The sequence below is a fragment of the Pseudofrankia coriaricola genome (genome assembly GCF_001854805.1).
GTDB lineage: Bacteria > Actinomycetota > Actinomycetes > Frankiales > Frankiaceae > Pseudofrankia.
Window position 1 is genome coordinate 113,818 of the sequence record NZ_MBLO01000248.1, and the last position, 19,327, is coordinate 133,144.

Below are 19,327 nucleotides of genomic sequence, written 5' to 3' on the forward strand. Positions count from 1 at the left end.
GAGCCCAGCCCTCTGAGCCAGCCCAGCCGTCTGGGAGGCGTCAGCCGTGGAGGGTCTCGAGTTTCGGAGCCGTGAGCGCGTCGACGGCCGACTCGACGGCCGACGTCACGCGTGGCCCATCCCCTGTGCCGAGCAGGTCCAGCAGTCCACCACGGAGCACCGCGAGCACGGCGCTTCGCTGCCGCTCACCGTCAGAGGTGCGGGCGAGGCCGGGATGCTGCCCCTTCTCGAACAGCTCCAGCCAGTCCCGGACGGTGCGTTCGGCGAAGCCGGCCCAGGGCCCGCCTGGCTGGATCAGCGAGTTCGCGTAGGACTCGACCCACAGCCGCAGGATCTGCACGTTGGACGGATCCGCGAGCCAGCGCCAGACGGCCTTCGCGACCACGGCCAGGTCCGCGTCCTTGGGAACGACCTCCATGAGCCGCAGCTCATCGGCGCGCGCCCGCTCCAGAAGGGCCGCCACCAGGCCCTCCTTCGATCCGAACACGAAGCGCAGGACGCCGGTGCTCGATCCGATGGCATCGGCCAGCGGCCGCAATGAGAGGTCCACGAGGCCGTGCTGGAGCACGTAGCCATAGGCGGCTTCGAGCAGTTCCCGCCGGCGAGACGTGGTCACGGTCACCACTCTACTGATACGGTCGTGTCACTGACACGGTCGTATCAGTTGAAAGGAACCACGGGTGGGCATGCCGACGTCCGTACGCGAGATCGACGCGCCGGGTGACCTCGGATGGGTCATTCAGCGCCACGGCGAGCTCTACGCCAGCGAGTTCGGGTGGGACTCCTCGTTCGAGGAGCTCGTCCTTTCCCTGGTCGCCGAGTGGAAGACCCGACGCGCCCCGCGTGACCTGGGCTGGATCGCGGAGGTCGACGGCGAGCGCGCCGGCTGCGTGTTCTGCTTCGAGACGGACGAGCACACCGGTCAGCTCCGGATGCTCCTCGTCGAGCCACGATTTCGGCGTTACGGCGTGGGCCGGGAACTCGTCGGCATCTGCCTGGCGCACGCCCGCGCCGCCGGGTACGAACGGCTGACGCTCTGGACCAACGACGTCCTCGCCGCGGCTCGCGCGCTCTACGAGCGGTCCGGCTTCGCGCTGGTCGCCCGCGAACCGCATCACAGCTTCGGCGTAGATCTGGTCGGGGAGACGTACGCGCTGGACCTCGGACCGTCGAACCCCGACCTCAGCCCGGGCTGACGCTCATTCGGCGCGCGCACCGACGGTCATCCCCCGGCCGCGCCCCGGGCGAAGCAGTCGGCGAGGTGGTCGTTGACGAGGCCGCAGGCCTGCATCAGGGCATAGCTCGTCGTGGGGCCGACGAAGACGAGTCCGGCCTTGCGCAACGCCTTGGCGAGCGCGACGGACTCCGGCACCTGCGCCGGGACGTCGGCAAGCATGCGCGGGACAGGGCGGGCCGAGGTGTCCGGCTGGAAGGACCAGATCAGCTCCTCCAGCGGGCGTTCCAGCGCGAGGATGGCCCGCGCGTTGACGACCGTCGCCTCGATCTTGCGCCGGTTGCGGACGATCGAGGCGTCCAGGAGCAGCCGCTCGACGTCGGCCTCGCCGAACGCCGCCACGACCTCCGGGTCGAAGCCCGCGAACGCCCGCCGGAACCCCTCGCGCTTGCGCAGGATCGTCAGCCACGACAAGCCCGACTGGAACGCCTCCAGGCTCAGCCGTTCGAACAGCCCGACCGTGTCCCGCACGGGCCGCCCCCACTCCTCGTCGTGGTAGGCGACGTAGTCCGGGGTCGACATCCCCCAGGGGCAGCGCACCAGCCCGTCTGGACCCAGCCGCCCCCCGCCGACACCGTCGACCGCCGCGACGGGGCCATCCACACCAGTATCAGTAGCCACGGGGACCTTCCCGGACGCTCTCGGACCCGACACCGCGAGGATGGCACCCAGGTCCGACAAGCCGGCGTCCCCGGGTCCTCGGGTCACCGGTTACCGGTTACCGGTCACCGGTCACCGGTCACCGGCGGTCACTAGCAGGGCGTGACGTGAGGAACAGTGGAACCACATTTATATGAAGTGTGGTTCCACTAGGCCTTCACCCACGGACACCACGACCACCAGAATGATCAACGGAGCGAGGAGCCCCACCTGGACCTGGTGGGCGTCGACGGTCAGGTACGCCGGGTGGCGCCGGAGAGGGCGTCGTAGCCGGGCTTGATGACGTTGTCGATGAGGTCGAGGCGTTGGTCGAAGGGGAGGAAGGCGGACTTCATCGCGTTGAGGGTGAACCAGCGGATGTCCGACCAGCCGTAGCCGAACGTCTCCACGAGCGTCGCGAACTCGCTGCTGAGCGTGACGTCGCTCATCAGCCGGTTGTCGGTATTCACGGTGACGCGGAAGCGCAGGTCACGCAGCAGGCCGATCGGATGGGTGGCGATACTCGCCGCGGCGCCGGTGTGCACGTTCGACGACGGGCACATCTCCAGCGGCACGCGGGTGTCGCGGACGTAGTTCGCCAGCGGGCCGAGCGTCGCCCGCCCGTCCGGGTCGACGGCGATGTCGTCGACGATGCGCACGCCGTGGCCGAGGCGGTCGGCGTTGCACCACTGGACGGCCTCCCAGATCGACGGCAGGCCGAACGCCTCGCCGGCGTGAATCGTGTAGTGCCCGTTGGCGCGCTGGATGTACTGGAAGGCGTCGAGGTGGCGGGTCGGCGGGTTGCCCGCCTCGGCACCGGCGATGTCGAAACCGATCGCGCCCCGGTCCCGCCAGCGGATCGCGAGCTCGGCGATCTCCAGCGAGCGGGCCTGGTGGCGCATCGCGGTCAGCAGCACACGCGCGTGCAGGCCGGTGCCGCCGGCGCCGACCCGCAGCCCGTCGATCACCGCCTCGACGATCGCGTCCAGCGACAGCCCCCGCTGGGTGTGCAGCTCGGGCGCGAACCGGATCTCGGCGTAGACGACACCGTCGGCCGCGAGGTCCTCGGCACACTCACGGGCCACCCTGGCGAGCGCGTCCGTGGTCTGCATCACCGCGACGGTATGGCTGAACGTCTCCAGATATCGCTCCAGCGAGCCACTGTGCGCCCCGCCGCGGAACCACCCGCCGAGCTTGCTGACGTCGGTGGTCGGCAACGCCGTGTACCCGCATGCGTCGGCCAGCTCCACCACCGTTTCCGGCCGCAGCCCACCGTCCAGGTGATCATGCAGCAGCACCTTCGGCGCGCGCCGGATCTCCTCCACGGTGGGAGGCGCCTCACCCGCTGTCGTTGTCGTCGTCATCGTCCCGAGCGTAGGGCAGCGCTGTGACGATTCCGGTTCGCCGATCCGGCGGCGCGCGCGAGCCGGGAGAGTCGGACAATCAGGGCTGGGAACGGCGGGGCCCCGCGTGGGACGAGCCGGGCATCGGGTGTATCCGGGCGGACCGGATGTGCTCGGATGAACCCGGCACGCCGGACGCGGGCCGGGGGCGACGATAGAGGGAGCACGAGATGTCAGGCGAAGGCCGGTCAGCGTCGGGAGCCGGCCAGCCAGGGGTCTTCTCCCCGGGGACAGTCGTCGGCCGCCGCTACCGGCTCGACACGGTGATCGGCGAGGGCGGGATGGGGGTGGTCCACCGCGCCACCGACCAGATCATGCGCCGGACGGTCGCCATCAAGCAGGTCCGGTTGCCCGCCGGCGCCGGGATGGCCGTCGCGCAGGCCAGGGAACGGGTGCTGCGGGAGGCGCGCGCCGCGGGCCGGGTGCACCACCCAGGCGCGGTGGGTGTGCTCGATGTCATCGACGACGGCGAGCTCCCCTGGATCGTGATGGAGCTCGTCGAAGGCGAGGCGCTGTCGGCCCTGACGGAGCGCGACGGCGGCCTGCCCGTCGAGCGGGTGGCCCAGATCGGGATCTCGCTGGCCTACGCCCTGGACGCGGCGCACCGGCTCGGCGTGATACACCGCGACGTCAAGCCGAGCAACGTGATCGTCACCCCCGACGGGCAGGCGCGGCTGACCGACTTCGGGATCGCCGTCAGCCAGGGCGACCCGCGGCTCACCAGGACCGGCGAGGTCATCGGATCGCCCGCGTACCTGTCGCCCGAACGCGCGCAGGGCGACGCCGGCGGCCCGGCCTGCGACGTCTGGGGGCTCGGCGGCACGCTCTATGCCGCCGTCGAGGGCGAGCCGCCGTTCGGCGGTGGCACGCCGGTGGACATCCTCACGTCGGTCGTCGAGGGACTGATCCGGCCACCCAGGCACGCCGGGCCGCTCTGGCCGGTTCTGCGGACGATGCTCGCGCAGCGCGAGGCCGACCGGCCCTCGCTCACCGTCGTGCGCTCCCGGCTGCGCGACTTCTCCGGCGAGACGGCGTCCCGTACCGCGGGCACCCAGCCCAGGACGCCCCGCCCCGCCGCGGCCGGTACCGCACCAGCAAGGCCGGCACCGGCGTCCACACCCCGGCCAGCTCCGTCGCGGCCGGTAACGCCGTCGCCAGCGCCGTCAGCGTCAGTGCCGCCTGCGCCCGTGCCGCCGGCGCCCGTGCCAGTGCCACCACGGACACCCGCGGCCTCCACCAGGCCGCCGGGCCCACCCGCGCCGTCACGCCCAGCCGAGGCGGCAGCCACGCCGCCGCCTCCGGCCGAGGCGATACCCGCGCCGCCGCTCCCCACCGCCGTGGCCGCGGCGGGCTCCACCGATGTCATGGCTGCGACGGCCGGTCCCGCGGCTGGTGCCGCGGTGTCGACCGAGGCAGGCCCGACCCGCGTCCTCGAAGACGTCCCCGACGTGTCCGGCGACGCGGAGAGCGACGCGACCGCGACGGCCCTCATGGCCGCGGCGGTCCCCGAGGCCGACACGACCGACTCGCCCGGCCCCGCCAGTCCGGCCGATCCGGCCAGCCCCGCCGAGGCCGAGGCGCTGGCAGATGTGACCGTCCTGAGCGGTGGGCCTGCCACCAGCCCGCCGGTCACGCCGCCGGCGGCCGTACCTGTCTCCTCCTCGGTGCCCGCGGAGCCGGTCGGATCGACGAGCACGGCACGGCCCGCACAGCCGGCGGCCGTCGCCACGGGCAGGAACGCGGACACGGGCACGGTTGCCATGGCCGGCTCGGCTCCGGGCACGACGGTCGTCGAACGCGCTTCCACCCCAGCTCCGTTCCTGGGCTCCGCCAGGTCCGAGGACGCGCCGGCTGGCCAGGCCGGGGCCGGGGAACTCGCCCCGGACCACCCCGCGGACCCCGATGCCACCAGCAAGCTGAACGGGGCGCAGCGGTCGCACCGCTCGACGCCGCGCCCGCCAGCGCGGCCGGACCCCGCGCCACGGTCCGCGCGGTCGCACGCGGAGCGACGAGCCGTGATCGTCCTGGTGGCGATCATCGTGGTGCTCGCGGTGGCGCTCCTGCTGGTACGGCTCTCGTCCTCGGACGACGACAAGCCGGCCGTCCAGTCGACGGCCACCGTCCCCGCGTCCGCCGTCGTCGACGGTGCCAGCCTCGGCGCCGAGCCGGCGCTGGCAACCGGCTCGACGCCGATGGTCGCGCCGCCCGGATGGGTCTCCTATGTGGATCCGAGCGGCTGGTCGGTCGCCTATCCGGCACTGTGGCAGCGCCAGGTGGGCACCGGTGGTCCGGGAATGGTCGACTTCGTCGATCCTGGCACTGGTACGTTCTTGCGAGTCGGTAGTCTCACGGCGGCGCCCCGATCCGTCCTCGATGACTGGCTCAAGAGCTTCGAGGCGGCCTTTCGTGGCGATGCCCAGCACTACCCGGGCTACCAGCGGGTGCGTCTCGCGCCGGCGGACGGCAACAACGGCACGTCCGAGGCGGACCTGGAGTTCACGTACCGCACGGACAGGGGGAAGGTCCATGTGCTCGACCGAGGCGCCAGCCGCGGCGGCCACGGGTACCTGCTCTACTGGCAGACCGGGGAAGAGCGATGGACCGTCGACCAGTCGCTGAGGCAGCAGATGTTCGCCTCGTTCCGGCCGGCGCCATGATGAGCCCGCGCCCCCCGCTGGCTGGCCGCCAGCCAACCTCGGGGCGTGCCATGGCAGCTACCCGGGCCGGCGGCACCCCGATGCCACACCTCGCGCGGGCCGGCGAAGACGGCTCCTGTCGCCCCGCGAATCCCCCGTCACGGGAGGGCTCCGTGCGCGTCAATCACCCAGTCTGTCAGACTTGACAGGATGGCCAGATCGGCGAGCGTGCCACCCGAGACTTCTCGGAGCGGCACCCCCAGCATCGTCGCCGGACGTTACCGCCTAGACGCACCGATCGGTCGCGGCGGCGCCGGCGTCGTGTGGCGTGGTGAGGACGAGGTCCTCCAGCGTCACGTCGCGGTCAAGGAGATCCTCGTCCCCCTGGCTGGAGCGCAGAACGAGCGGGACGCGATCCGTGCCCGCGTGCTGCGCGAGGCGCGCGCGCTCGCGCGCCTGAACCACCCCTCCATCGTCGCGGTCCACGACGTGGTGGAGGAGGCGGAGCGTCACTGGATCATCATGGAGCTGGTCGACGCGGAGAGCCTGGGCGACGTCATCCGCAACCACGGCCCGCTCCCGCCGAACCAGGTCGCGGCGATCGGTCTCGCGCTCATCGAGGCACTCGGCGCCGCTCACCAGAAGGGCGTCCTGCACCGCGACGTCAAGCCGGGCAACGTGCTGCTCGGGCGGGACGGCCGGGTTCGCCTGACCGACTTCGGCATCGCCGCGACCGAGGGCGACATGACGCTCACGGGTACCGGCGCGCTCGTCGGCTCGCCGGCCTACATCGCGCCGGAGCGGATCCGCGGGTCGTCGGGGACCCCGTCGAGCGACCTGTGGGGCCTCGGCGCGACGCTGTACTCGGCCGTGGAGGGCTCACCGCCGTACGAGGGCCCGGAGACCTATGCCGTGCTGTCGGCCGTCGTCGAGGGCCGCCGCCGGCCGTTCCGCAACGCGGGGCCGCTGCGCCCCCTGCTCGCCGACCTGCTCGACAAGGCCGCCGAGGAGCGCCCCAACGCCGGCGAGATCCGCCAGCGGCTGGTCCCGATCGCGCGCAACAGCGAGCCGGTGCCCACGTTCGTGGTCAACGGCCCAGCGGTCGCCGCGTCCGAGGGCGGCGGGGACGACGACGCCGGGCTGGAGAACGTCAGCGGCACGGACGGCGACGGGACGGAACGCGACGGCGCGGGACGGCCGGCCGGCTCCCCACTGGCCGCGGCCCATCTCCGCGCGCTCGAGGAGGAGATCTCCAGCACCAACTCGGACGAGCTGTCCGGCCTCGAGGCGGTCTCGGAGGAGCCGTTCCCCGGGGCGCGCAACCAGGGCGGCCGGCGTCGCTCCGGCGACAACAGGCGCTCGCTGGTGATCGCCGCGATCGCCGCGGCGGTCGTCGTCGCCGCCGCGATCGCCGTCAGCCTGCTGCTGACCAGCCGAAGCCAGCCGTCCGACCTGCCCCATGTCACCGTGGATGACACGTCATCGGTGTCGCCCACGCCGACGGCCACGTTTTCGCCGGCCCCCGCCGTGGTTCCGACGGCGGACGGGCCGACCGCCTCGCCGAGCCGGCGCGGCACGGTGTCGCATAGCACCGCGCCGCGGACGTCGACCGGTCCGCCGGTGGCGAGCACGCCGGCGTCAACACCGTCCTCCCCGGCGGTCACCACCCCGGCGTCCCCCACCAAGTCACCGACCGGAAAGCCATCGGGCGGCAGCACCTCGACCCCGACGGGGACGACGTCGGCGCCATGTGACGTGCCGGTGCTCTGCCCGGCCGCCAGGTAGAAGCGGTGGCGGGAATGGGGCGGACGAAGAAGGAACCAGACGCCGCGACGCGCGTCGCTCGCGGCGTCGGCCGCACGGGCCCGCCGCGTGACGATCAAGGACCTGACTCGTCTGGAACGCTCTGAGCCCATCAGGACTCGCCTGTCTCCGGCCGTGCGCGACGATCGCGGAGCCGCGCGCGGCAGAGACATCGACGGGTCTTGAGGACTTCCCAGCGGGCGGGTGGGGGCCGCCCTTCGGTCAGCTAGCTGGCGCGGGGCATCAGGTCCTGGGCGCGCAGTACCCGCAGCAGGTCCTCAGGGTCGACGATCAGACGGCCGGTCGGCGGATGGGTCGGGTCGGCCTCGTCGTACTGGAGGTCGACAGGCAGGCTGTAGAAGTCGGCAAGGTGGCGACACAGCTCCCACAGGCGCCGTTCGTTGGCCTTCTGGTCGCGCCAGCGGCGCTCCGCCTCGGCGTCGGTCTCGGGGCTGCCCTCACGCTCGAGCCGATGCGACCGGCACAGGCCGTCGGGGTCACCGTGCAGCGCCCGCTTGCCGCACCGGTGCGCGACATAGCCCCGGCCACCGCCCATGACCGTCGCCGTGCAGCGGTTGTCCTCTTCCCACACCATCCCGTCCTGCCGCCTTCCTGTCCGCGAGCCAGAAGAAGCCGTGGAACCAGGCTAGGGACTCCCGGTCAGATGTCCACGTTGCCCCCAGTAAGTTCACATTGCCGATACATAGGCATCCCGACGTCACGCCGCCGCCCGCAAACGATCGCCATACGCCGGATTCCCGCTGGCCAGACGCGCGCGGACGAGCACGCTCGGCACCAATTCAAGGACCAACGAGTGACAACCTGAAGACCAGTCGCGGACAACACGACGTGACCGGCGACACGTCGCCGATTGAAGCCGGCCGGAAGGATGTGATCGATACCACTGAGAGGCTGGCCGAGACCGTTCTCGCTCCGGCGAGCGGGCAGGCGGGCCCACACGGGGCGACGCGCGGCGACGCCAGGCTGGCCCGCCGGGCCGCCGGGCCGCCGACGTCGGTCTACCGCGATTCCGCCCGCCGCGCAGCCGATCCCATCACCCGCTCAGGGGCCCGGCGCATGCCGGGGCGGCGGGACCCGGGGCACGAGGCCGGGCCCGCCGAAGCCCGGCATTCGCCATGCCCGCGTCGTCCCCGGGCGTCCCGAGCCGTTTCCGACCGCTCTCCGGCGGCGACGAGCCTCGTCTCGGAAGTCGGAACCTGATACCGGCGATCCGTCCGGCATCTCTTCAAGAATCGGCGCCTCGCGTCCGCGAGGCGCATATATCCTTCTAGGAAAGCAGGGCGCGGGTCATCCCGGTCCCCGTATACGGCCGAGGCCCACACCGCCCGTCGGCGGTGACGTCAGCCAGTGCCGGGCCGACAGGTCAGGAATTTCGGCAAAGACCGGGGCGCGGGGCGTCGACATCGAAACGGTGCATGTCGGGATCACTCCGGTCAAAGGAACCGATGCATGATGTGCATATCGACCTCACCGCGGACGGCGTGCCGAAAGCCGCGGGGGACGGTGCCGACGATGATGAAGCCGAGCGAGCGCCACAGCTGTAGCGACGCGATGTTGGTGGTCACCACCGCGTTGAACTGCATCGCCCGGTAGCCGAGCGCGCGGGCCGCGTCCAGGCAGTGCACACCCAGCTGACGCCCGACGCCCATGCCACGTGCCTCGGGCGCGACCATGAAGCTCGCGTTCGCGACATGGTCGCCGAGCTTGCGCTGGTTCGGCGTGAGCTGGTACGTGCCGACGAACTGGCCGTCCGGGGTGACGGCGACCCACGTAAAGGCCGGCGGCGCGGCGAACCACATCGCCCGGCCCTCCTCGCTCGTCGTCTCCGGGTCATAAGGGTAGGTCTCGCCCGCGGCGACCACCGCATGCCACAACGGCCATACCCCAGGCCAGTCGTCGTCCTCAGCTGGTCGGATCAGCACGCCCATGCCCACCAGTCCATTGTCCCGCTGTCCCGCCTCGCCACGATTCGCCGGGCCCACGTCACCCGGTCTCCAGCGCGAGGGCGAACGGGAGGACGGCGGTGGCGCCGGCCTCCCGGAGCACGCGGGCGGCCACCGTCATCGTCCAGCCGGTGACGATGAGGTCGTCGACCAGGAGAACCGGGCCGCCGGCCCGGCCGAGGCCGGCGGCGACGGCCGGCGGGACCGCGAGGACGTCTATCAGGCCGGCGAGACGGTGCGCGCTGTTGTGGACGGTGCCGGCGGGCGGCGAGTCGGCGATCCGGTCGAGGGCGCCGAGCAGCGGCAGCCGGCCGATCGCGGCGATCCGGTCGGCGAGGCTCGCGGCGAGCTGGGGCCTGGACCGCGACGGCATCGCCACCACGGCGGCGGGGCGGCGCGACCAGTCCCAGGCCTTGAGGGTGGCGACGACCGCGTCGACCAGGTCGTCGGGCACCGGCCCATCCGGGCTGCCCGGGGTGAACATCGGGCGCAGCCGGTTGCCCCAGCCGATGTCGTTGAGCCGGGCCAGCGCCCGGCCCGGCTCCGCGGCGACGCCGGCCGGGATCCGCCCCGACAGGCTCACCCCCAGCGTCTTCATCCCGGTCGGCCACATCTTGCGTGGCTCGACGACGACGCCGGGGCGGCGCAGCTCGGCGCGCGCCAGCTCCCGGGCCGCCTGCGACACCGCGGTGTCCCAGGACTGACCGGTGCACCGGTCGCAGCGCCCGCAGGCCGTGGCATACGGGTCGTCGAGCTGGCGGCGCAGGAACTCCATCCGGCAGGCGGTGGTGGCGATGTAGTCGAGCATCGCCCGCTGTTCGGCGGCCCTGGCGGCGGCAAGCCGCGCGTAGCGCTCGGCGTCGTAGTGCCACGGCCGCCCGGTCGCCTCCCAGCCGCCCTTCACCCGGCGGACCGCGCCATCGACGTCGAGGACCTTCAGCATCGATTCGAGCCGGCCCGACCCGATGTTCACCGCGGCCAGGAGCGCCTGCGTGGACATCGTCCTTCCCGCCCGCCCGAGCGTGGTGAGCACGTCGCGCACGACCGGCTCCGGCGGGAAGGAGGTGTCGGCGAAGTACTTCCAGATGTCACGGTCCTCGGCGGCCGGCAGGAGCACGACCTCCGCCTTCTCGACAGCGCGCCCGGCCCGGCCGATCTGCTGGTAGTAGCTGATCGGCGAGCTCGGCGCGCCGACGTGGACGACGAAGCCCAGATCGGGCTTGTCGAAGCCCATCCCGAGCGCCGAGGTCGCGACCAGCGCCTTCACCCGGTTGGCGAGGAGGTCCTCCTCCGCCGCGATGCGCTCGGCCGCCTCGGTGCCGCCGTGATAGACGGCGACGGCAAAGCCTCGGGCACGGAGGAAGACGGTCAGCTCCTCGGCGGCCGGCTTGGTGAGCGTGTAGACGATCCCTGAACCGGGCAGCTGGTCGAGATGCTCGGCGAGCCAGCCGAACCGGGCCTCGGCGGATGGCAGCTCGACGACCGCCAGCCGCAGGCTTTCCCGGTCCAGCGAGCCCCGCAGCACCAGCGTCTCGCTCTCCCCCGCCCGGCCGCCCCCGCCGGTGGCGACGCCCCCGCCAGCTCCGTCCCGCCCGGCGGTGGCGCCGAGCTGCTCGGCGATGTCGTCGACGACCCTGCTGTTCGCCGTCGCGGTCGTCGCGAGGACCGGCACACTGTCGCCAAGGCCCGCGATGAGCGTGCGCAGCCGGCGGTAGTCGGGGCGGAAGTCGTGGCCCCAGTCGGAGATGCAGTGCGCCTCGTCGATCACCAGCAGGCCGGTGGTGGCGGCGAGCCCTGGCAGGTAGTCGTCCCGGAAGGACGGGTTGTTGAGCCGCTCGGGCCCGACGAGCAGGACGTCGAGCTCGCCGGCGCGCAGCGCCGTGTACACCTCGTCCCACTCGGTCACGTTGCCGGAGTGGATCTCACCGGCCCGGATGCCCAGCCGCGCCGCGGCCTGGGCCTGGTTACGGATCAGCGCGAGCAGTGGCGAGACGATGACGGTGGGCCCGACCCGGCCGGACGAAGCACGGATCTGTTCCTCCGCCGCGCCGCTTTCGGCTCCCCCGGGCGTGTCGCCGCGCACCGCCGCGGGCCGCGCCGGCCGCCGGGCCGCGCCAGGCTCGCCGGCGGCCCAGCCCGCCGCCAGGCCGTCCGGTGCCTCGGGAACGGAGCTCTCGTCGTAGTCGGCCGGCCCGGCGTCGTCGTACCCGGTGTCATACGCGGCGTCATAGCCGCCGCCCTCGTAGTAGTCGTCCGGGTCCGCCGGCTCGTCCGGCCAGGGCACGTCGGGCCTGTCGGGCGCGTCGGCCGGCGCGGCGCCGCGGGGGGCGAGGGCGCCCCGTTCCCGCAGCAGCGCGGTGGCCAGGAAGTACACGGCGGACTTTCCCCACCCGGTGCGCTGCACCAGCAGCACCCGCTGGCGCCCGTTCACCAGCGCGTCGATCGCCTGCCACTGGTCCTCGCGCAGCCGGGCGTGCGCGCCGGCGAGCTGCCGCAGCAGCTCCTCGGCCCGCTGCCGCCCACCCGGGGCACGGACCTCCCCGGTCGCCTCGGGGCCGGCCGGCGGCGTACCCGCGGCCGTGTCACTCGTGGCCGTGTCAGCGTCCGTACTCACCGGTGTGCCCGGCTCCGTGCCCGCCGCGGTGCCCGCCTGTGCTGGCATCGTCATCACCTCGCCCGTCCCGGCCTTGTCTATCGCATGCGTGCGACAGCCCACCGCCGGCCACCCGCGGGTCCTGGACGTACACGGGTTGACCGGGGCGGCTCGGCGGAAATCGCTTCGACACCGCCGGAAGCGGCGGCCAGGGTATGACGGCATGCACGCATTGCTTGTCGGGCTGGCGCTGGGACTGCTGGTCGCGGCGCAGATCGGGCCGATGTCGTTGTTCCTCATCCGGTCCACGCTGCGCGGCGGTTTCACGACCGGACTGGCGATCGGCGCGGGAATCGCCACGATGGATCTGCTCTACGCCGCCGCGGGCGCGGCGGGGGCCGCTCCCGTACTGACCATCACCAGCCTGCGGACCGTGCTGGGGCTGTGCGGGGCGGTCGTGCTCGGCGCGCTCGGGCTGCGCACCGTGTGGAGCGCGCTGCGGGTCCGCGCCGGCGGTGAGACGGAGCTGGAGGTCGCCGCGCCGCGGCGGGCGTTCGTGACCGCGCTGGGCGCCACCGCGTCGAACCCGCTGACGATCGCGTCGTGGGCGGCGCTGTTCGCGGGAGCGTCGGTCACCGGGGCCGCGGCGACAACGAGCGGGGCGGTCGCCCTGGTGGCGGGCATCGGCCTCGGCAGCCTGACCTCGGTGAGCCTGCTGGCCGGGGTGACCGCCCTGACCCGCCGGCGGTTGTCACCGGGCGCGGTGCGCGGGATCGACATCCTGGCGGGTCTGGGCATGCTCGGCTACGCCGGCCTGCTCACCGCCCGGACAGCCGCCCACGACTGATGTCGAGGGCGGCGTCGGCCGCGGCGCGGGTTGAGCCGCGCAGACCGCGGACACCGAGCCAGCCAACGGCGGTCCCGACGGCGAGGGACACGACCGTCAGGACCAGGTGGACCAGGAAGAAGCCGGTTGGGCCGTCGTGCCAGGAACGGTCGTCCTTCCAGATGTTGCGCAGGAAGGTCGGCCAGATCACCCACGACCACACGCCCACCGCGACCAGGAACCAGGACGCACGCTTCGACAGAGTCACCCCTCCACCTTCGCAGCCGCGAGGTCACGTCAGCAGGGGCGCCGGCCGTGGCCGCTGGTGACGGCCACCACTCCGCTCAGCACCCGGATCACCTGATCACGGGGCTCGACGACGACCAGAGCTCTCCGTCCGCCACGTGGAACACGATAAGGACGCGCTCGCGGCAGGGCGTCGGGGCCGCGCGTCGACCCGCGGGGAACGCCGCGAATGATCTGTGCCCATCCCTGAGGCTCATACCGCTCAGGGATGGGCGCCCGGTTCCCGATGCCGGCGGCGGGCCGGTCCGTCGTTCGTCTCGGCGGGTGGGCGCTGGAGTGGCGTCGGCTGCGCGGGCGGCGGGCGGTGCCGGTCGCGTTGGGCGTGCCCGCGCTGGGTCTGCCGGTGGCGGGCCCCGTCCTGGTGGGCCAGGTGACGGGGCCGGCGGGCGCGTGGGGTGTGAAGGCGGGCCCTGGCCCGGCGGCGGCGATGGCTGAGCGCCGTGAGCACGCTGGCGAGAATGGTCAGGCCAAGCGCCATCCAGGTGACCCAGCCGATCCCCTGGCCGGCCGCGTGCCCACTGCCGGGGCGACCGTCGGCGGCCGGCGCCCGGCCCATGTCCTCGTGCCCGCCGCCTGCGAGCGCGCCGCCCGCCCGGGCGCGGTCGGCACTCGGGCGAGCGCCCGTGGCGCGGGCTGGCAGGGTGCCGACAGGGCGGACCAAGCCGTCGTTCGCGAAGCCCCAGTCGAGCAGGGCGCGGGCGTCGATGCCGTAGTTCGGCGCGGTCCGCAGCAGAGCCACGACCAGGGTCCGGCCGCCTCGGCGGACGGCGCCGACGTAGGTCGCGTCGGCGGCGACCGTATAGCCGTTCTTCACACCGAGGGTGCCCTCATAGCTGCCGAGCAGAAGATTGTGGTTCTGGATCTCGAAGCGGCCGCCGTCGCGGGTGGGGAGCGAGGCCCGCGGGATGGTGAGGTACCGGCTCACCGCGGGCTCCGCGATCGCGGCCCGCCCCAGGACGGCGAGGTCGCGCACCGAGGTGAGCTGCCCCGGCGCGTCGAGGCCGGTCGGGTCGACGGCCACGGTGTCGGTCGCGCCGAGCGCCGCGGCCAGCGCGTTCATCCTGGCCAGCACCACATCCCGCCCGCCGGCCGCGTCGACCAGGGCGAGCGTGGCGTCGTTGCCGCTCGCGATCATCATCGCCGTGGCCAGGTCGTGAACCGAGTAGCTCTGGCCGGGGACGAGCCCTACCTTGGTGCCGTCGACCTCGGCGGCGCCCTTGCTCACCGTGACCATCAGATCGGGTGAGAGGGCCGGAAGCACGACGAGCGCGGTGAGGATCTTCATGGTGCTGGCGGGCAGGTCGCGGACACGCGCACCCCTGGCCGCCAGGATCTCCCCGGTGCCGGCGTCGGCGACGAGCCAGCTCGCGGCCGTAAGGGTCGCCGGCAGCGGGCTGGCGGCCTGGGGCGGCTGGCCGGTCGCTATCGGTGTCGCCGGGGCCGGGGCCGCCGTCAGGGCCGCCGCGGCCGCGAGCGGGGCGGCACCGGCCGCGCGCGGCCCAGCGTCCCTCGGCCTCGTACTCGCCGCGGCAGGCCCGCTGCCGAGCAGGTCCAGGCCGAGCGCCGCCAGGAGCACGACGACGGCCGTGACCGCCGCGGCCGCCGTTCTGGTGGCCACCTTGCCGGCTGTCGCCGCGGTGAGAGCTGGCGACGTCGACGACGCACGCCGTGCGGCCTCCGAGGCCACGCGGTGAGTCGACCTGGCCAGCCAGATCGACGCCGTCATGGGCGCGGCGACGAGACGCACGCTCACCGAAGGTGATGGGGAGCGCTAGCAACATTCACACTGTTACGTTACGTGGTGTGACCACCACAACGAGACAAGGAGGGTGGTGTCGCCCCCGAACACGATCGACCTCACGTCACCTAGCGTGGTCGGATTCGCCAAACGGCTCGCCGCCGGATCCACAGCCGGTCGAGCGCGACACCCTCATGGAGGCGGTGACCGCCTGGCCGCCGGGCACCGCCCGATGCCGCTCGCCGCCCGCGCGGCGGCCACCACCGCGGCCAGCCGTTGACCGGTCGGCGCCGCGTCCGCCGCGGCGTCCCTGCGTTCCGTTCGCCAGGGCGTCGACCGGCTCGAGGGCGGCGTCCAGCTTGCCCCGCGGCCCCGTGCCGGCCGGGACGGGATCGGGCGAGGACAGGGTGGCGCGCACCGCCTCGAGGACCAGGCCGCGCAGGTCGTCGCGCAGGTCGTCGAGCTGGTGGGCGAGCTCGCCGCGCAGGTACTGGCGGGTCGCCGCGTCGCTCTGGGCCAGCCTCAGCGACGCGACCTCGCGGGCGAGGAACTCGGTGTCCTCCCTGGCCCGCAGCGCCGCCGCGCGGTCCTCGGCGAGCCCCGCCCGGTCCCGGTCGTCCTGGCGGTTCTGCGCCAGCAGGATCAGCGGGGCCGCGTACGCCGCCTGGGTGGAGAAGGCGAGGTTGAGCAGGATGAAGGGGTACGGGTCCCAGCGCATCAACGGGATCGCGATGTTGAGCCCGATCCACACGATCACGAGCACCGTCTGGATGGCGAGGTAGCGCCCGGTCCCGAGGTACCGGGCGATGCGCTCGGCGCCGCGGCTGAACGCCTCACGGTTGACGGGGCGAGGCAGCAGCGCGACGCGGCTGGCCACCGGAATGTCAAGACGCTCCGCCGCTCGGCGGGAGACGACGCGGTTGGCGGTGGTGGTGATGCTCATGGGGGTCCCCGTTCCGCGCCGAGCCGCCGGCCGGAGCCGGTCAGGCGCGCATGTCGAGAGCAGGCCGCGCGGAGGCGGCCCGGGGCCGAACTGTGATCAGGTCGGCCAACCCCACCCAGGGAGGACGCTTGACGTTGCTGGGGCGTGCGGCGTCGGGCGCGAGCAGTCGCACCCGGAGAAGAACGGGAGCCGGGCCTCGTCACACCTGACGGGCCCTGGCGGCTGCCGCTACGCCGCGCACCCTTCGTCGAGCGTCGGGCGGAGGTGGCCGTAACTAGAGCACCCGCTAGAACTCACAGCGGCCACCTCCTCGCGGTCGTCCTCGTTAGAGGATCCGACAGGTCTTTGTCAAGGATAACGGCCGACTGCTTGCTTCCCCACCCGGGGTCACCGTGATATTGGTCTTCTATCCGATGTCGACCGGTCATCGCGACCGGTCCCAGGGTGCCCGATGCGGCGGGGGTGCGCGACTGGAGCACCGCTCCGAGGGCCCCCACCGACTCCCCGCGGGCCGCCCTCGCCGGCGGCTCCCGCCTCGAACACCGGCGGTTCGGGCGTTCCGGCCCGAGCGGTATCAGACAGGCCCAAGCCCTGGCTCAGGCGCGGCAGAGCGGTGAGGAAGCAGCCGCCGGGCGGCGAGCCGAGCGAGCGATGCGGTCGGAATGGTGCCTCGACCCAAGCCGATCTCGACAAGGGTGTCGTAGAGCTCCGTACGCCGGCTCGCGGAACGTACGGCCGCGTCCATGAGCGCGCGATGCCGGCCGGCAAGGCCCGCGAGCAGCGCGGTGTGCCGCAGATGGCGGCCGAGCTCCCCCGCGAGCGCGCGCCGGTAGGCGGCGCCGGCCCTGGCCGGTCGCCCGGTGAGGACGGCCCGCATCGCCGCGTCGCCGGCGAGTGAGCCGGACAGCAGCGCGTAGTAGATCCCCTCGCCGGTGAGGGGGTTGACCAGCGATGCCGCGTCGCCGGCGAGCAGGACCTGGCCGTCGGGCTGGCGGGGCCGCCAGGTCGACATCGGCAGATGGTGCGCGCGCACCGTGCCGGGATGGGCCGGCTGCTCGGGCAGGACCTTCGCGAGCGTCCCGTGCAGCACCGCCCGGCCCGACGCGGCCGTGTCGCCGGCGGCGCCGCGGGCGGCGGCGGTCGCTCCCAGCTGGGAGCGCAGCATCCCGAAACCGATGTTCGCCCGCCCGTCGCCGATCGGGAACGACCAGGCGTAGGCCGGCCAGCCCTCGTCGGTCATCTCGATGTACTGCTCGGGCGGCACGTCGGCCTTGGGCGCGTCGGCGTAGGCCCTGACCGCGATCGCCAGCGACTCCGGCGGGTTCATCCCGATGCCCAGCGCCCGGCGCACCACCGAGTTGGCGCCGTCGGCGCCGACGAGCACCCGGGCGGCGAGCACCCCGCCGTCGACGACGACGGCCGGAACGCCGTCGACCGTGGTCACCGTGATCTCACGGACCCGGTGCCGGATGACATGCGCGCCGCGGGCGGCGGCAGCCGCGACGAGGCGGGCGTCGAAGACCATCCGCGGGATGACATGGGTGGCCCGCGTCGACGGAGTGGCGACCTCCGCGCCGCCGGGAGTGCGCAGGCGCATCCGGTCGACCGGCCGGAACCCGGCGGCGGCGTCGGGCACCCCGAGCTCACGCAGCACGTCGAGCCCGTGCGGCGCGATGCCGTCGCCGCAGGTCTTGTCACGCGGGAAGGCGGCCAGGTCGGCGATCACCACGGTGGCATCCGGGCGGTGGCGCAGCGCCGCCAGCGCCGCGGCCGCTCCGGCGGGGCCGCCGCCCACGACCAGCACGTCGACCAGGCGCTCACGCAGTGCCGCCGGGTGGCTGACCGGCACCGCCGGCACCGCGAGCGCGGGCACCGCGGCGGGTCCGGCCGGGCGGCGCGGGAAGGCGAGAGCCGCGGGCTCGCCTGCGGTCGTGGCGGCTGGGGCGCTCATCGGATTGTCCTAGCGGTCTGGACGGCGGCTGGGGCAGCAAGATCGGTGAGGGCGGGCGCCGCGGCGACGGCCCGGGCGGGCACCGGGACGACGACAGCGGTCAGGCGGGCCGTCATGGCGCGATGGGCACGAAGGCGGCGCATCGGTCCAGTCTCGCAGCCGGGGCTCCCGCCCGGTCTCGCGGCCGGAGCTCCGCCCGACGTCGCCGGTGCCAGCCGACGTTGTCCTGTGATCCCCGAAACAGCCGGGACCGACCGCCAACCAGCCCGCTTTGCGAGTCCTGTTCGTAGAGTGCGCACCGTGGAGGCGCTCAAGCAGGTTTCCGGCTGGCCCGTTCCCACTGTCGCGGCGGTGGTTCTCGCGCGCGCGGCCGACGGGTCGGTGCGCCGGGTGGCCGCGACCGGCGATCTGGCGGCCCGGTTCCGGCTGGCGTCGGTGTCGAAGCCGCTGTCCGCCTATGCGGCGCTGGTCGCGGTCGAGGAAGGCGCCTTCGCCCTCGGCGACCCGGCCGGCCCGGAGGGCTCGACCATCGCCCACCTGCTCGCTCACACCTCTGGCCTCGCCTTCTCCGAGACGCGGGTCCTCGCCCGCCCCGGCACCCGCCGGATCTACTCCAACACCGGATTCGAGCAGCTCGGCCGGGCGTTGGAGGCCGCGACCGGAATCGGGTTTGCCGCCTATCTCGACGAGGCGGTGTTCGCGCCGCTCGGGATGACCTCGTCCGTGTTGGAGTCGTCACCCGCCTATGGCGTCCTCTCGACGGCCGACGACGTCGCCGCGTTCGCCGCCGAGCTGCTCTCCCCGACGCTGCTCGCGGCGGAGACGTTCGTCACGGCGACGACGGCCGCCTTCCCGGGACTGGACGGCGTGCTGCCGGGTTTCGGGATGCAACGGCCGAACGACTGGGGGCTGGGTTTCGAGCTGCGCGGCCACAAGACGCCGCACTGGACCGGGGCGACGAACTCGCCGGCGACATTCGGTCATTTCGGCCGGTCGGGCACGTTCCTGTGGGTGGACCCGGTCGCCGGGGTGGCGTGCGTATGCCTGACGGACCGCGACTTCGGCCCCTGGGCCGCCGAGGCATGGCCCCCCTTCTCCGACGCCGTCCTCGCCGAGACGCGCCACCGCTGAGCGCTCCCGCGCCGGGCTTCTGGCGCCCGGCCCGGGTATGGAGGGTGGCTCTGGGCCTGTCTAGTCCGAACTTACTTGATCTAGGACGCACTGCGGGCTCGTGACTTGCGGGTTCGCGGCAGCCATTGATCGTCTTACTGACTACCAACGGTCTTGGAGA

Annotated in this window: 15 protein-coding genes; 5 read left to right on the forward strand and 10 right to left on the reverse strand. The window is 73.4% G+C overall.

Annotation, left to right across the window (positions count from 1 at the left end):
- Positions 1-40: 40 nt before the first annotated feature.
- Positions 41-616: a TetR/AcrR family transcriptional regulator gene (locus tag BCD48_RS35270; RefSeq protein WP_241842242.1), complete on the reverse strand. Its 576-nt coding sequence runs from the start codon at positions 614-616 to the stop codon at positions 41-43.
- A gap of 70 nt (positions 617-686) precedes the next feature.
- On the opposite strand from BCD48_RS35270, the gene BCD48_RS35275 reads away from it, so the two are divergent.
- Positions 687-1,196, forward strand: a complete 510-nt coding sequence (locus BCD48_RS35275; RefSeq protein WP_071052760.1) for a GNAT family N-acetyltransferase — start codon at positions 687-689, stop codon at positions 1,194-1,196.
- 26 nt (positions 1,197-1,222) lie between these two features.
- On the opposite strand, the gene BCD48_RS35280 is transcribed toward BCD48_RS35275, so the two are convergent.
- Together BCD48_RS35280 and BCD48_RS35285 are read right to left on the reverse strand one after the other, a co-directional pair.
- Positions 1,223-1,837, reverse strand: a complete 615-nt coding sequence (locus BCD48_RS35280) for a DNA-3-methyladenine glycosylase I (protein WP_083419675.1) — start codon at positions 1,835-1,837, stop codon at positions 1,223-1,225.
- A 290-nt stretch (positions 1,838-2,127) separates the two neighbouring features.
- Positions 2,128-3,237 (reverse strand): adenosine deaminase, encoded by a 1,110-nt coding sequence (locus BCD48_RS35285; protein WP_071052737.1) that lies wholly within the window; start codon positions 3,235-3,237, stop codon positions 2,128-2,130.
- A 209-nt stretch (positions 3,238-3,446) separates the two neighbouring features.
- On the opposite strand from BCD48_RS35285, the gene BCD48_RS35290 reads away from it, so the two are divergent.
- Together BCD48_RS35290 and BCD48_RS35295 are read left to right on the forward strand one after the other, a co-directional pair.
- Complete coding sequence (locus tag BCD48_RS35290) at positions 3,447-5,933, forward strand: serine/threonine-protein kinase (protein WP_071052738.1); 2,487 nt, start codon at positions 3,447-3,449, stop codon at positions 5,931-5,933.
- A 300-nt stretch (positions 5,934-6,233) separates the two neighbouring features.
- Positions 6,234-7,697: a serine/threonine-protein kinase gene (locus BCD48_RS35295; protein WP_491677194.1), complete on the forward strand. Its 1,464-nt coding sequence runs from the start codon at positions 6,234-6,236 to the stop codon at positions 7,695-7,697.
- Positions 7,698-7,941: 244 nt separating this feature from the next.
- On the opposite strand, the gene BCD48_RS35300 is transcribed toward BCD48_RS35295, so the two are convergent.
- The 3 genes from BCD48_RS35300 to BCD48_RS35310 all read right to left on the reverse strand — a co-directional run bounded on the left by BCD48_RS35300 (position 7,942) and on the right by BCD48_RS35310 (position 12,341).
- Positions 7,942-8,310 carry a hypothetical protein gene (locus BCD48_RS35300; protein ID WP_071052740.1) on the reverse strand — a complete coding sequence of 123 codons (369 nt, stop codon included), beginning with the start codon at positions 8,308-8,310 and terminating at the stop codon, positions 7,942-7,944.
- Between the two features lie 859 nt (positions 8,311-9,169).
- Complete coding sequence (locus BCD48_RS35305) at positions 9,170-9,664, reverse strand: GNAT family N-acetyltransferase (protein WP_071052741.1); 495 nt, start codon at positions 9,662-9,664, stop codon at positions 9,170-9,172.
- A gap of 55 nt (positions 9,665-9,719) precedes the next feature.
- On the reverse strand, positions 9,720-12,341 hold the full coding sequence (locus tag BCD48_RS35310) for a RecQ family ATP-dependent DNA helicase (RefSeq protein WP_198543523.1): 2,622 nt from the start codon (positions 12,339-12,341) through the stop codon (positions 9,720-9,722).
- 154 nt (positions 12,342-12,495) lie between these two features.
- Here BCD48_RS35310 and BCD48_RS35315 point away from each other — a divergent pair, with 154 nt between their 5' ends.
- On the forward strand, positions 12,496-13,119 hold the full coding sequence (locus BCD48_RS35315) for a LysE family translocator (RefSeq protein ID WP_071052742.1): 624 nt from the start codon (positions 12,496-12,498) through the stop codon (positions 13,117-13,119).
- On the opposite strand, the gene BCD48_RS35320 is transcribed toward BCD48_RS35315, so the two are convergent.
- From BCD48_RS35320 to BCD48_RS35335, 4 genes are all read right to left on the reverse strand, one after another.
- Positions 13,091-13,366 carry an SCO4848 family membrane protein gene (locus BCD48_RS35320; protein ID WP_071052743.1) on the reverse strand — a complete coding sequence of 92 codons (276 nt, stop codon included), beginning with the start codon at positions 13,364-13,366 and terminating at the stop codon, positions 13,091-13,093. The two genes, BCD48_RS35315 and BCD48_RS35320, sit on opposite strands and share 29 nt — an antisense overlap.
- Positions 13,367-13,606: 240 nt before the next feature.
- Positions 13,607-15,157 (reverse strand): D-alanyl-D-alanine carboxypeptidase family protein, encoded by a 1,551-nt coding sequence (locus BCD48_RS35325; RefSeq protein ID WP_241842243.1) that lies wholly within the window; start codon positions 15,155-15,157, stop codon positions 13,607-13,609.
- A gap of 109 nt (positions 15,158-15,266) precedes the next feature.
- Positions 15,267-16,085, reverse strand: coding sequence for a DUF1003 domain-containing protein (locus BCD48_RS35330; RefSeq protein WP_083419676.1), 819 nt, complete (start codon positions 16,083-16,085; stop codon positions 15,267-15,269).
- Between the two features lie 574 nt (positions 16,086-16,659).
- A complete protein-coding gene (locus tag BCD48_RS35335) occupies positions 16,660-18,036 on the reverse strand; it encodes an NAD(P)/FAD-dependent oxidoreductase (protein WP_083419677.1) in 1,377 nt (458 codons plus the stop codon).
- Between the two features lie 300 nt (positions 18,037-18,336).
- Here BCD48_RS35335 and BCD48_RS35340 point away from each other — a divergent pair, with 300 nt between their 5' ends.
- The gene (locus BCD48_RS35340) at positions 18,337-19,167 is read left to right on the forward strand and encodes a serine hydrolase domain-containing protein (protein ID WP_071052763.1); all 831 of its coding nucleotides are present in this window, start codon (positions 18,337-18,339) and stop codon (positions 19,165-19,167) included.
- Positions 19,168-19,327: the final 160 nt, after the last annotated feature.